The organism is Rhizobium atlanticum, from assembly GCF_030182485.1.
GTDB lineage: Bacteria > Pseudomonadota > Alphaproteobacteria > Rhizobiales > Rhizobiaceae > Rhizobium.
The window spans coordinates 20369-34211 of record NZ_JAQJCJ010000001.1; the positions used below are offsets into that span (position 1 = coordinate 20369).

General features: G+C 61.0%; 12 protein-coding genes. 2 read left to right on the plus strand and 10 right to left on the minus strand.

Annotated elements, in window-relative coordinates; translation table 11 throughout:
- Positions 1–11: 11 nt before the first annotated feature.
- Positions 12–1052 carry a glutamine synthetase beta-grasp domain-containing protein gene (locus PH551_RS00090; RefSeq protein ID WP_011426340.1) on the minus strand — a complete coding sequence of 347 codons (1041 nt, stop codon included), beginning with the start codon at positions 1050–1052 and terminating at the stop codon, positions 12–14.
- 432 nt (positions 1053–1484) lie between these two features.
- On the opposite strand from PH551_RS00090, the gene gstI reads away from it, so the two are divergent.
- Positions 1485–1676 carry a glutamine synthetase translation inhibitor GstI gene (gene gstI / locus PH551_RS00095; protein WP_285191386.1) on the plus strand — a complete coding sequence of 64 codons (192 nt, stop codon included), beginning with the start codon at positions 1485–1487 and terminating at the stop codon, positions 1674–1676.
- An 83-nt stretch (positions 1677–1759) separates the two neighbouring features.
- On the opposite strand, the gene PH551_RS00100 is transcribed toward gstI, so the two are convergent.
- From PH551_RS00100 to PH551_RS00130, 7 genes are all read right to left on the minus strand, one after another.
- Complete coding sequence (locus tag PH551_RS00100) at positions 1760–2683, minus strand: sugar kinase (protein WP_285191387.1); 924 nt, start codon at positions 2681–2683, stop codon at positions 1760–1762.
- A 184-nt stretch (positions 2684–2867) separates the two neighbouring features.
- A complete protein-coding gene (locus tag PH551_RS00105) occupies positions 2868–3209 on the minus strand; it encodes a hypothetical protein (protein ID WP_011426337.1) in 342 nt (113 codons plus the stop codon).
- A gap of 167 nt (positions 3210–3376) precedes the next feature.
- Complete coding sequence (locus PH551_RS00110) at positions 3377–4363, minus strand: ABC transporter ATP-binding protein (protein WP_285191388.1); 987 nt, start codon at positions 4361–4363, stop codon at positions 3377–3379.
- Complete coding sequence (locus tag PH551_RS00115; RefSeq protein WP_285191389.1) at positions 4356–5357, minus strand: ABC transporter ATP-binding protein; 1002 nt, start codon at positions 5355–5357, stop codon at positions 4356–4358. Before PH551_RS00115 ends, PH551_RS00110 begins: the two co-directional genes overlap by 8 nt.
- 1 nt (position 5358) lies before the next feature.
- On the minus strand, positions 5359–6276 hold the full coding sequence (locus PH551_RS00120; protein ID WP_085778968.1) for an ABC transporter permease: 918 nt from the start codon (positions 6274–6276) through the stop codon (positions 5359–5361).
- Entirely contained in the window at positions 6273–7196 is a 924-nt protein-coding gene (gene oppB / locus PH551_RS00125; RefSeq protein ID WP_285191390.1) for an oligopeptide ABC transporter permease OppB, read from the minus strand. The genes PH551_RS00120 and oppB overlap by 4 nt, the downstream gene beginning before the upstream one ends.
- Positions 7197–7244: 48 nt before the next feature.
- Positions 7245–8825, minus strand: coding sequence for a peptide ABC transporter substrate-binding protein (locus PH551_RS00130; protein WP_285191697.1), 1581 nt, complete (start codon positions 8823–8825; stop codon positions 7245–7247).
- Between the two features lie 286 nt (positions 8826–9111).
- On the opposite strand from PH551_RS00130, the gene bglA reads away from it, so the two are divergent.
- A complete protein-coding gene (gene bglA / locus PH551_RS00135) occupies positions 9112–10833 on the plus strand; it encodes a beta-galactosidase BglA (protein WP_285191391.1) in 1722 nt (573 codons plus the stop codon).
- A gap of 21 nt (positions 10834–10854) precedes the next feature.
- Here bglA and ade read toward each other — a convergent pair whose 3' ends face one another.
- Positions 10855–12552 carry an adenine deaminase gene (ade, locus tag PH551_RS00140; protein WP_285191392.1) on the minus strand — a complete coding sequence of 566 codons (1698 nt, stop codon included), beginning with the start codon at positions 12550–12552 and terminating at the stop codon, positions 10855–10857.
- A 116-nt stretch (positions 12553–12668) separates the two neighbouring features.
- Positions 12669–13772 carry a branched-chain amino acid ABC transporter substrate-binding protein gene (locus tag PH551_RS00145; RefSeq protein WP_285191393.1) on the minus strand — a complete coding sequence of 368 codons (1104 nt, stop codon included), beginning with the start codon at positions 13770–13772 and terminating at the stop codon, positions 12669–12671.
- Positions 13773–13843 lie beyond the last annotated feature (71 nt).

Here is a 13843-nt window from a genome sequence, read left to right on the forward strand (position 1 = left end):
CGCTTGGGAGGTTAGGCGGCAGCGGAAGCCGAACCGGCGAGCGGAACTTCCGAGATCGTCTTCAGAACCTGGGAAGCGATCTGGTAGGGGCAGCCCTGCGAGTTCGGGCGGCGATCTTCTAGATAGCCCTTGTAGTCGTTCTTGATGAAGGAGTGCGGCACGCGGATCGAAGCGCCACGATCGGCAACGCCGTAGGAGAACTTGTTCCACGGAGCCGTCTCGTGCTTGCCGGTCAGGCGCTTGTCGTTGTCAGGACCGTAAACGTTGATGTGGTCCATCAGGTTCTTTTCGAACTGCGCCATCAGCGCTTCGAAGTAGGCCTTGCCGCCGACTTCGCGCATGTACTTAGTCGAGAAGTTGCAATGCATGCCCGAGCCATTCCAGTCGGTGTCGCCGAGGGGCTTGCAGTGATACTCGATGTCGATGCCGTATTTTTCGGTCAGACGCTGCAGCAGGTAGCGTGCCATCCAGATCTGGTCGGCAGCCTTCTTGGAGCCCTTGCCGAAAATCTGGAATTCCCACTGGCCCTTGGCCACTTCGGCGTTGATGCCTTCGTGGTTGATGCCGGCAGCGAGGCAGAGATCGAGATGCTCTTCGACGATTTCACGGGCGACGTCGCCGACATTCGAATAGCCGACGCCGGTGTAGTAGGGGCCCTGCGGAGCCGGATAGCCCTGCTCGGGGAAGCCGAGCGGGCGGCCGTTCTGGTAGAAGAAATATTCCTGCTCGAAGCCGAACCAGGCATCTTCGTCGTCGAGGATGGTGGCACGGGCGTTGCTCGGGTGCGGCGTGACGCCATCGGGCATCATGACTTCGCACATGACGAGAACGCCGTTGGTGCGGGCCGGGTCGGGATAGATGGCGACGGGCTTCAGCACGCAATCGGAGCTGCGGCCTTCGGCCTGCATCGTCGACGATCCGTCAAAGCCCCAGAGCGGAAGCTGTTCCAGCGTCGGGAAGGCGTCGAATTCCTTGATCTGCGTCTTGCCACGCAGGTTCGGTACCGGGGTGTACCCATCGAGCCAAATATACTCGAGCTTATATTTTGTCATCGTGACTCTCTCAATACGACGAAGGTGAGCAAACCCGGAGACGATCTGGGCGCGCAAACGCATCCGACCGCCAGGGGATGCACCTATTTAAGCACGTAGCGTGCCAGTTTGATCGCGGGCGAAAGAAAAATTGTAAATCAGCCGGTCAATCCGCGCTTTTCCTTTCTCGAAGGAAGCCCGTTTGGACGATCGAAGATTGATTCATCAGGAGGATAGAGAGGTTTTCTGCCTCGGAACCGGATGAAAAATTGGGCGTTAGTCTGAAACGGTGAAGTGTTGAACAAATAGGCGGAAGCTTCAGCCATAAACAGCATATGGATCAATCATTAGTTAGATCATGCATTTATTTTGTGCAATTTGCATAAAGGATGTGCATCATGCTATGGTCGCGGTCCTGATGCCGATGCGCCGAACGGAATGGAGGCGAGTCTCATGCCCACCGGTTTCCATCGTGAATCCGCGACGATCTACCAGTTTCCCGTCAAGCCGACGCGGGCCGCAAGCCGGCTCGAACGCGCCAGGCTGATGGAGCGCGAGGCGGCTGATGTCTGCGACGCCGCGCTCGATAGCTGCTGGTATCATGACGAGGCCGTTCGCGAGACAGATCGGCCGACGAAGTCCTGATTTTATGCCCTTAACCGGGGAGGCATGCCGACAAGGCGGGGAGCGCCCGCCCATGGCATATGTACGGTCGTCATGCGCGGGCTTCAGGCGCCGCTCAACCCGAGCTTCTCTCTTGCAATCAACGCCCCATGCTCACTGACGACGCGAGCCGCAACGCCTGCGGCGAAGCGCGCAGCGGCCGGCGCGTCTTGACTCTCGAGATATCGTGCGAGAAAGGCACCATTGAAACTGTCGCCGGCGCTGGTGGTGTCGACGACGTTCTCGACCTTTTCGGCCGGCACGAAGGTCTCCTCGCCGCCGAAATTCAAGGTAACGCCGTCTGCGCCATTTTTGACCACGACATCGAGAGCGCCCAGCGCGCGGTACCGATGGATGGTCGCCTCGATGGAATCGTCGCCGAAATGGGCGGCCTCGTCGTCAAAGCTCGGCATGACGAACACGGAGGAGCGGGCGCCTTCGCTAATCGTCGCATGCATCACGTCGTAGCTCGACCAGAGGCGTGGACGGATGTTGGGGTCGAAAACCACGAGCTTGCCGGCTGCCTTGGCGCGACGGATTTCGGCGAGCAGCGTTGCGGCATCCTCCTGCGGCAGGATGGCAAGGGTGATGCCGGAGAAATAAACGACGTCAGCGCTTTCCACCGCCTCGCGTAGATGATCCGGATCGGCAGCCAGGCTGCGGGCGGCCGAACTGTCGCGCCAATAGCTGAAGGAGCGTTCGCCGTTCTTCAGATTGATCATGTAGAGGCCCGGCGTCTTGCCCTTGACGCGGCGGATGAGGTTCGTGCCGATACCCGCTCCGGCGATAAAAGCAGCCATCTCGTCCGACATGGCGTCGTCTCCGAGCGCGGTGAAATAATCGACCGACCAATCGGGGCCGAGGCAAGCGCGGGCATACCATGCGGTATTGAAGGTATCGCCGGCAAAACCCTTGCGCAGCAGGCCGTCGCCGGCCTGCGAGAGCTCCACCATGCATTCACCGATCGACAGAAACCGTCTTCCGTTCACCTTGTCCTCCCGGCATCGGAGCGCCGCTGATGCAACAGGCCGCTCTATCGCTTCGAATTAACGCTTCATTCGCTGATACGCGGAGCCGGGCGGAGTGACAAGCGTCGATATTGCAAGCGCCATTGCGACAAGGAACCGAAAGCCGCCTTCGCGGGCAAGCGAAGGCGGCGAGCGCGAAAGGTGTTTATTCGTGGATGGTGTAGCTGCCGAGCGCGCAAAGATCCTGCGTGTCTTCGGTGGTGTCGAGGTCCGAGTCTTCGTCGAATTCGAAGCGCATGTCGTATTTGCAGACAGTGCGGCCGTCGGCGATGGTGATGTTCACGGTCTCGCCTGGATTGAGGACATCCTCGCCGAACACGTCTTCTTCCCAGCTGTTCACGCCTGTCGGCGAACTGTAGAAGCGTGTCAGGACGGACTTGGTCCCGTTGGTGAGCTGGAATTTCAGATCTTCGGCATGTGACGATACGGCGGAGGTGGCGATGATCGCAGCGGCAAGCGCGATCAATCCTGATAGTTTCGATTTCATATTGCGTTCCCCAAGCCCATGATTGGGCGGAGGCAGGGATAGCATGCGCGCATCTAAATCTTTGTTATCGGAGATTATAGATTCCGACGCATGTGTGTTTTGGCCGATTCACCGCGAAGGGGACGTGACAAGTGTTACGAGCGAAGGCCGCTTCATGCGGCCTCCACTCACGGCCGGTCCATATGATAGCAGGCCGCCTTCTGACCGGGACGAACCTCTTCGGTCGGCGGCATTTCCGTGCGGCAGATGTCGGTCGCCTTCCAGCAGCGGGGAGAGAAGACGCAGCCTTTCGGCGGGCTGAGCGGCGAGGGCGGATCGCCCTGCAGGCGGATGCGGGTGCGCAGGCGCGCAAGCTTCGGATCCGGGATCGGTGCGGCGGAAAACAGCGCCTGTGTATAGGGGTGAGCGGGATGATCGAAGACAGTGGCGCAGTCGCCTGATTCCACCACGCGGCCGAGATAGAGTACCAGCACATCATCGGAGATCAGGCGCACGACCGAGAGGTCGTGGCTGATGAAGATCAGCGTCAGGCCGAACTCCCTACGCAGCCTGCGCAGAAGCGTGATGACCTGGCCCTGGATTGAAACGTCGAGGGCCGAAACGGGTTCGTCACAGACAATGAGCTTCGGTTTGGTGATGATCGCACGCGCAATGCCGATGCGTTGCGCCTGGCCTCCGGAGAATTCGTGCGGATAGCGGTTGATCATCTCCGGCACCAGGCCGACGGCGCCCATGATTTCGCGCACGCGCTGGGTACGCTCGGCCTTCGCAAGCTTCGGTTCGAAAACAGTGAGCGGTTCGGCGATGATGTCTCCAACCGTCATGCGCGGGTCGAGCGAGGCGATCGGATCCTGGAAGATGATCTGCATGTCGCGGCGAGCGGCACGCATTTCCTCCTCCGTGAGGTCGAGAAGATTGCGGCCCTGCCAGAGGATGCGGCCCTTCTGCGATTTCAAGAGCCGCAGAATGGACCGGCCGAGTGTGGATTTGCCGCAGCCGGATTCGCCGACAACACCGAGCGTGCCGCCTTCGGCGAGATCGAAGCTGACATTGTTGACGGCGGTGAGGAAGACCGGCGGCTTGAAGAGGCCTTTCGCCGGCAGTTCGAACTGGGTCGTCAGGTTCTCGACCCTCAGAAGCGAGCGATCAGCCATGGTTCAGCAACTCCTCACGGCGCGGAAACGGATGGTAACAGGCCGCACAGTGGCGCGGCGCCAACGGTTCGAGGGAAGGCGGACGGTCGATGCAATCATCCTGGACCTGCGAACAGCGCGGCGAAAAATTGCAGCCCTTCGGCAGGTGCTGCAGGTTCGGTGGGCGGCCGGGGATGACGACGAGATCATCGACATCCTGGTCCGGGCGCGGGATCGAGGCATGCAGCGCGGCCGTATAAGGATGGGCGGGACTATCGAAGAGTTCGTCGACCGGCGCCTCCTCGACGATGCGGCCGGCATACATGACGGCGACGCGGTCGGCGAGACCGGCAACGACGCCAAGATCGTGGGTGATCATGACAAGCGCCGTGTTCATCTCCGCCGTCAGATCGTTGAAAAGGTCGAGGATCTGCGCCTGGATGGTCACGTCGAGCGCCGTCGTCGGCTCGTCGGCGATCAGGAGCTTCGGCTTGGTGAGCAGCGCCATGGCGATGACGATGCGCTGACGCATGCCACCTGACAGTTCGTGCGGATAGAGGTGGAAGCGCCGCGTCGGGTCGGGGATGCCGACGCGTTTCAGCATGTCGAGGGCAGCGTCCGAAGCGGCGCGCGACGTCAGGCCGCGGTGAACCTCCAACTGTTCCGTCAGCTGCCGCGAAATCTTCAGCGACGGGTTCAGCGCTGTCATCGGGTCCTGAAAGACCATGGCCATGTCCTTGCCGCGGATCTGGTCGAGCTCGCGCGGTTTCAGCGACAGCACGTCCTTGCCTTCGAGCAGCGCCTGACCCGCCGTCCGGCCGTTCTTGGCAAGCAGGCCCATGATGCCGAGGAAGGTCTGGCTCTTGCCGGAGCCGGACTCGCCGACGATCGCGATGCGCTCGCCGCGCCGCACCGTGAGGTTCATGTTGGAGACCGCCTTCACCTCGCCGTCGGGAGTTGCGAAGGTGATCGAGTAATCCTTGAGTTCGAGCAGGATGTCTTTTTCTTGGAGCATTCTATCGATCCTTCGGGTCGAACGCGTCACGCAGGCCGTCTCCGATGAAGAGCAGGCTGAGCAGCAGGGCGACGAGGAAGCTTGCCGGGAAGATCAGCAGCCAGGGCATGCTTTCCATCGCATCGGTCCCTTCCGCGATCAGCGTGCCGAGCGAGGTCAGCGGTTCCTGTACGCCGAAGCCGAGATAGGAAAGGAAGCTTTCCGTGGCGATGATCTCAGGCACTGTCAGAGCCGCAAAAATGACCACCGGCCCGACGAGGTTCGGGATGATGTGCTTGACGATGATCTTGAACGGCCGCTGCCCGGATGCGCGGGCCGCTTCGATGAATTCGCGATGTTTGATCGACAGCGTCTGGCCGCGCACGATGCGGGCCATTGTCAGCCATTCCAGCGCGCCGATCGCGGCAAAGAGCAGATAGACGTTGCGGCCGAAGATCACCATCAGCAGGATGACGAAGAGGATGTAGGGAAGCGCGTACATGATGTCGACGAAGCGCATCATGATTGCATCCAGCCTCCCGCCGATATAGCCCGATATCGCGCCGTAGAGTACGCCGATGACGACCGAGACGACAGTCGCCGTCAGCGCCACGGCCAGGGAGACGCGGGTGCCGTAGAGCACGCGGGCGAGAAGGTCGCGGCCGTTCGGGTCGGTGCCGAAATAATGGCCGGTCTCGATCGAGGGCGGGATGCGGAACGCGGCCCAATCCGGGTCCTCGTAGTTGAAGGGAATGAACCAGGGACCGAGGAAGGCGGCGAGGATCAGGAGGCCGAGGACGGCGATCGACAGAACGGCCGCCTTGTTGCGCCCGAGGCGGCGAAGCGCATCCCTGGTGAGCGAACGGCCTTCGGGCGCCAGGCCTTCGGCCTGCAGAAGCTCCTCTGCGAGCAGCTCGCGTTTTGCGGGATTGAGGATCATCGGTTTCTCACTTTCGGATCGAGCCACGCATAGGCGATATCGACGAGAAGGTTCAGGAACACGATCAGCACCATGTAGAAGATGACCGTTCCGAGAACCATGCCGTAGTCGCGGTTCAACGCCGCATTGACGAAGTAGCGGCCGATGCCGGGCAATCCGAAGATGCTCTCGACAACCAGCGAGCCGGTGAGAAGGTAGCTTGCCGCCGGTCCGAGATAGGAGACGACCGGCATCATGGCGGGCTTCAGCGCGTGGCGCATCACCGTCAGCCGCGGGCCGATGCCCTTGGCCTTGGCGGTGCGGATGAAGTTCTGGTTCATCACTTCGATCATCGAGCCGCGGGTTATGCGCGAGATACGCCCGGCATGGGGAAGGGCTAGAACGACGATCGGCAGGACAAGGAATTTGAGCGAGCCGTCACCCCAGCCGCCGACCGGAAACCAGGCAAGATGGATGCCGAAGATCAATTGCAGAATCGGCGCGATCAGGAAGTTCGGCAGCACGACGCCGATCAGGATCAGGCTACCGAGAATGTAGTCCGGCGTCTTGTTCTGATAGAGCGCCCCGAGACAGCCGACGGTCACGCCGATGATGATGGCGAGCAGGAAGGCGGCCGTGCCGATCGTGAAGGTATAGGGCAGACCGATCATGATCTGCTGAGCGACGCTGAAATCCTCACTGGAGAAGGAGGGGCCGAGATCGCCCTTGAGCAGATCTCCGACGTAGAGCAGGTATTGCTGGATCAGCGGCTTGTCGAGATTGTAGTGGGCCGCAAGATTCTTGAGGATGACCGGCGGCAATGGCCTTTCGCCATCGAAGGGGCCGCCGGGAGCGAGGCGCAGGACGAAAAACGAGGCTGTCACGGCGATCCACATGACGGGGATCGTCGACAGCAGGCGACGGAGAGCGTATTTGATCATGGTCGTGGGCCGGTCCTTCCCGCAGTGTGCGGGAAGGACCGTTTTCCCTTACTCTTTCATCGACAGCCAGCGCGTGCGGTGGATGTCCTGGATGTTGTCGACGAAGCCTTCGATCTTTGGCGAAACGACATTCTTCGAGACGTAATAGTAGATCGGCAGGGCGGCGGATTCATCAAGCGCCAGCTGCTCGGCCTTCTTGAAGATTTCGGCGCGCTTGGTGAGGTCCGTCTGAGCATTGCCGTCCTTGATCAGCTTGTCATATTCAGGATTGGACCAGCGGCCGTAATTCATCTGCACGCCCGTCACCAGGAGGTTTAGGAAATTGTCCGGGTCGTTGTAATCGGCAAGCCAGCCCGCACGGCCGATTTCCACCTGGCCCCGCTGCATCTGGTCGTAATGCACCTTGGTTTCGGCGTTGACGAGCTCGACATCGACGCCGAGCGGCTTCCACATCGAAGCGATCGCGACGGCGATGCGCTTGTGGTTGTCATTGGTATTGTAGCTGAGGACCGCGTGGAGCGGCTTATCTGGGCCGAATCCGGCGTCGGCAAGCAGCTTCTTGGCCTCGGCGACCTTGTCCTTGTAAGGCAGGTCCTTCCAGCTGACATAGGCCGGCTCGCCGTAATTGGCAGTGCCTGGCGGAACCCAGGAATAGGCCGGAAGCTCGCCCGTGCCGAGGATCTGCGGGCCGATCACTTCGCGGTTGATCGCCATGGAGAGAGCCTGGCGGACGCGCTTGTCGCTGAAAGGAGGCTTCTGCGAGTTGACGACGTAATAATAGAGGCCGGAGAAGGGGGCGACATGCGCCTGGCCCGGCAGGTTCTTCTTCATCCATTCGTACTGGTCTGTGGGAAAGTCGGTGAGGATGTCGAATTCGCCGGCGCGGTAGCGTTTCAGCGCCGCTTCCTGGTCTTCGAGCACGAAGAACTTGGCGCCGTCGATCTTCAGGTCTTTGGTGCCATACCACTGGTCGTTCTTGACTGTTGTGACGTGCGAGCCGGGAACCCATTCGACCGGCTTATATGGGCCGTTGGTGACGATGTTGCCGATCTTAACCCAATCCTGGCCCTTCGCCTCGACGACATGCTTCGGCAGCGGATAGGCCGTGTAGTGCATCAGCGCATTGAGGAAATAGGGAGTCGGATTTTCCAGGGTGATTTCGAGTGTCTTGTCGTCGATCGCCTTGACGCCAAGCTGGCTGAGATCGGTGATCTCGCCCTTATTGATCTTTTCGGCGTTCTTGATGGTGAACTGCAAATAGGCGTAGTCGGCGGCGTTCTTCGGATCGACGAGGCGCTGGAAGGCGAAGACGAAGTCTCCTGCCGTTACCGGCTGGCCATCGGACCACTTGATGCCGTCGCGGAGCTTGAAGGTGTAGACCTTGCCGTCAGGCGAAATGGTCCAGCTTTCGGCCTGGCCAGGGACCGGATTGTCCTTGGCGTCTTCGGTGACGAGGCCTTCGAAAATGTCGCCGGCAATACGATTCTCCCAGTCGCCGGAAAGTTTCTGCGGATCGAGCGACTGCGGATCGCCACCATTGTGGATGTTGAGCGTCGCCGCGTGCGCCGAAAACGCCAGCAATGTGCCAAGCATTGCGGAGGCGATAAATTTTTTCGTGAACTTGTTCATCATGGGTCCACCTTTCTAGGCTTTGCGCCTTTATTAGACATCTGTTCCCGGTTTTCGACCTCTTACGTGCAGGTCAGTGCGCACCTTATCGCAAAGGCTTTGCGTTGCAACCCCAAATCCGGAGGCTGGTTTGCGGTTGTGGACAAGCCTATATACGTCTCCCTCTTGCGGGATCGCGACGAAGCGTCGCAGCGGTTTCGGCTCCATTCATAACGGCTTCACATGGTTGTCTTTTGTTTCGTCCGCTTTAGTGTGGCGAGCGCGAACAAGGCAGGAGACGTAGCCGATGGCATTGCAGGCAGGCGGGAATGCGGACTGGTGGCGCGGAGCGGTGATCTATCAGGTCTACCCGCGCTCGTTTCAGGACACCAACAGCGATGGGCTCGGCGATCTCAAGGGGATCACCCGCCGGCTGCCACATATCGCCAGCCTCGGTGTCGATGCGATCTGGCTTTCGCCCTTCTTCAAGTCTCCGATGGCCGACATGGGTTACGACGTTTCCGATTATTGCGACGTAGACCCGATTTTCGGCACGCTCGCCGATTTCGACGAGATGATGGCCGAGGCGCACAGGCTCGGCATCAAAGTGATCATCGACCAGGTGATCTCGCACACCTCCGACCGACATCCCTGGTTCGTCGAGAGCCGGGCGAGCCGGAGCAATCCGAAGGCGGACTGGTATGTCTGGGCCGATCCGAAGCCCGATGGGACGGCGCCGAACAACTGGCTGTCGATCTTCGGCGGCCCGGGCTGGGAATGGGACGGCGTGCGCCGGCAATATTACCAACACAATTTCCTGACTTCGCAGCCTGACCTCAATTTCCACAGCGAAGAAGTGCAGGAGGCGGTGCTGCAGACGGTGAAGTTCTGGCTCGACCGCGGCGTCGACGGCTTCCGGCTGGACACGGTCAACTATTATTTCTGCGATAAGCAGCTCCGAAGCAATCCGCCGCATGAGCCCGATACCAGTGACGGGGGCCTCGATGCGCCCGACACCAATCCTTACGGCATGCAGAACCACCTCTACGACAAGACGCAGCCGGAAAATATCAGCTTTCTCAAGCGCTTTCGGGCGCTGCTCGACCGCTATGAAGATCGCACCACCGTCGGCGAAGTCGGCGACGGCGCTCGCTCGCTGAAGACGGTGGCCGCCTATACGAGTGGCGACGACAAGCTGCACATGTGCTACACCTTCGATCTGCTGGGGCCTGATTTCACCGCCGCGCATATCCGCGGCTGCGTCGAAGCCTTCCAGAAATCGGTGACCGACGGTTGGGTCTGCTGGGCTTTCTCCAATCATGACGTCATGCGCCATGTCAGCCGGTTCGCGCTGACGGAGGAGGAGCGGCCTGTTATCGCCAAGCTCGCGATCTCCGTACTTGCGGCGCTGCGCGGTTCGATTTGCCTTTATCAAGGCGAGGAGCTCGGATTGCCGGAGGCGGAGCTTGCCTTCGAGGATCTGCGCGATCCCTACGGCATCCGCTTCTGGCCGGCCTTCAAGGGCCGCGACGGATGCCGCACGCCGATGCCATGGGAAGCCGGAAAGGCGCATGCAGGCTTCACCTCGGCTGAAAAGAGCTGGCTGCCGGTGCCTTACGAGCAGGCTGCGCTTTCCGTGGATACACAGGAGGACAGCGACAGCTCGGTGCTGCACCACTACCGCCGGACGCTCGCCTTCCGGAAGAGCCACCCTGCGCTTGTTGACGGCGAGATGACCTTCATCGGCACCAATCCGGACCTGCTCGCCTTCACCCGCGAAAAGGACGGAGAGAAACTGCTGTTCGTTTTCAACCTGACGCGCAAACCGGCGGAATTCCGCCTGCCTGACGGCATGGTATTCGGAGAGCCCTTGGCCATGCCGGGCTACGAGGCTGTGGACGGTGCCGGGACGGTGGCGCTTGCGGCACTGGACGGATTTTGTGCGCGGGTTGGCGGCCTCTCGAAGCTGCTCGGGAAGGTGCCCGTTGCGAAACCTGTTGAGGGTGAATTGCCGGAGGCCTGGCAGTAAGCCCACCCAACCCGGCGCTACTCACCCGATCAGCGCGAACTTGTCCACGTCGACCATGCCACGGTCGGAAATCTTCAGATGCGGGATGACGGGCAGCGGCAGGAAGGCCAGCTGGAGGAAGGGCTCTTCCAGCGTGGCGCCGAGTGCCAAGGCGGCCTGGCGCAGATGGTGCAGCGTGTCGCGCACTTTCTCGTAAGGCTCGATGCTCATCAGGCCGGCGACGGGTAGCGCGATTTCGCCGGTGATCTTGCCATCCTCAACAACGACGAAGCCGCCCTTGATCTCTCCGAGGCGATTTGCGGCGAGCGCCATGTCGTCCTCATCGACCCCGACGACGCAGATGTTGTGGCTGTCATGGCCGACAGTGGAGGCGATCGCACCCTTCTTCAGGCCGAAGCCCTGGACGAAGCCATTGGCATGATTTCCGTTCTTGCCGTGGCGCTCGATGACGGCGACCTTGATGATGTCGTTGGTTAGATCGACCGTCGCTTCGTTGCCCTTGGCCGGCAGGCGGTAGCGGCGATGCTCGGTGATGATCTTGCCCGGCATGACGCCGATGACCGATGTTTCGCCCTCGGTGACCGGTACTCCAAAATGGGCGGCATTGACCCGCCGGGCCTTGACGCTGTCGAGGCCGATCGGGGCGACCGGTTTGCGCGTGGCAAAAAGCTCGTCGGTGACGCGGCGGCCGGCGGAAAAAACCATCTCTGCACGGCAGCTTTGCAGGCTGTCGAGAACAACGAGATCGGCGCGCCAGCCCGGGGCCACCAGGCCGCGGTCTCTAAGGCCGAAGGCCTGTGCGGCAGAGATCGAGGCGGCGCGGTAGATGGCGAGCGGCTCGACGCCGCTCGCGATCGCCGTGCGGATCATATGATCGAGATGGCCCTGTTCGGCGATATCGAGCGGATTGCGGTCGTCGGTGCAGAGCGCGAGGTAGGGTGAAAGCCGCTCGGTGATGATGGGGATCAGCGCGGCGAGGTCCTTGGAGACAGAGCCCTCGCGCACCAGGATGTGCATGCCCTTGCGAATCTTTTCCAGCGCCTCGGTGGCGCTCGTGCACTCATGCTCGGTGCGGATGCCGGCCGCGAGATAGCCATTGAGGTCCTTGCCGGAGAGAAGCGGCGCGTGGCCATCGATATGGCCGCCCTGGAAGGCGTCGAGCTTAGCCATGCAGACGGGATCCTTGTGGATCACGCCGGGGAAATTCATGAATTCGGCAAGGCCGATGACTTTCGGATGTTCGCGGAATGGCAGCAGGCTTTCGATCGGCAGGTCGGCGCCCGCAGTTTCAAGATGTGTGGCCGGCACGCAGGAGGAGAGCTGGACGCGGATGTCCATGATCGTCTCCAGCGCGGATTTAAGGAAGAATTCGATGCCCTCGGCGCCGAGCACATTAGCGATCTCGTGCGGATCGCAGATAACGGTCGTGACGCCATAGGGCAGGACGCAGCGGTCGAATTCATGCGGCGTCACCAGCGAGGATTCGATGTGCAGATGCGTGTCGATGAAGCCCGGAACGACTATTCTGCCCGAGATGTCGATCTCGGTCTCGCCCGCATAATCGCCCGCAGTGCCAACAATGCGGTCAGCGCCGATGGCGATGTCCGAGCGGACGATTTCGCCGGTGACGAGATCGAAGAAGCTGCCGCCCTTCAGCACGATGTCGGCGGGGACACGGCCCACACCCTGGTCGATGAGACGTTCGAGTCTGTTGGTCATGGCACCGCTCACATTGCAAACCGATTCCGGAACTTATAACCGATCTGCCGCGACATGCGATGCCACAAACGAAACCGGGCGCTTATAGCGCCCGGTCGCAATCTGCAAATCTGGGATTATTCCGCAGCGACGATCTTCCCGCCTTCCCACTTATAGAGCGAGAAGCTCTGCGAGGTCAGGTCGCCGGTCTCGCCGTAGGTGAGCTTGCCGATGGCGGTCCGAACCTCCATGCCGCCCTTCAGTGCAGCCGCGACGGCTTCCGCATCCTCAGCGCTGCCGGCCTTTTCGATACCGGCTTTCAGGACTTCGACCGCGGCGTAGGCATTGAGCGTAAACGCCTCGGCCGGAATGTTCTTAGTGTTAAGCGCTTCGGCGGCAGTCTTTGAGTCCGGGTTCTTGGTGGCGTCGGAAGCGTTGGTGAACAGCGTGCCTCCCGCCGCATCGGTTCCGATCGCCCAGAATTCCGTATTGGAGAGGCCGTCGCCGCCGATGATCATCGCGTTGGCGGAGAGGTCATGCAGTTGGCGGGCGAGCAGGCCGCCTTCCGGGTGGTAGCCGCCAAAATAGACGATGTCGACCTTTTCGGCCTTGATGCGGGTGGTGAGGGCGCTGAAATCCTTGTCGCCTGGTGTGATTGCGTCATTGACGACTTCGGTGACGCCGCCGGCATTCAGCGTCGCCTTGAAGGCGTCGGCAAGACCCTTGCCGTAGGCGCCCTTGTCGTTGACGATGGCAATGCGTTTGTCCTTGAAATTCTTCAGCACGAATTTGGCGGCGACTTCGGCCTGCTGATCGTCGCGGCCGCAGGTGCGCAGCACGTTGGCGAGGCCGCGCTTGGTGAGGTCGGGAGCTGTCGCGGTCGGGGTGACCATCAGCACGCCGTTTTCAGCCAAAACGTCCGACACGGGGATCGCTACGCCCGATGTCACCGGGCCGACGACGAAGCGGATGCCGTCGCCGACAAGCTTGTTGGCGGCGGAAACGCCCTGCTTCGGTTCGCCGGCATCGTCGGCCAGTTCCAGCACGACTTTTTCACCGAGAATGCCGCCCTTCTTGTTGATCTCATCGACGGCAGTCTGAGCGCCGTTCTTCACCTGATCGCCATAGGCGGCGACGGGACCGGTCAGGGGCGCGATCAGGCCGACGGTGATATCGGCATGGGCAAGCGGCGCAAAGGCGAGTGACGCGACGAGGGTCGTCGTCAATGTCTTGAGGGTCATTGTCTGTCTCCTTGGATGGGGTCGTCGACCCGCGATGATGTGCCGCGCCGGCTTTCCCGATCATTCAACAG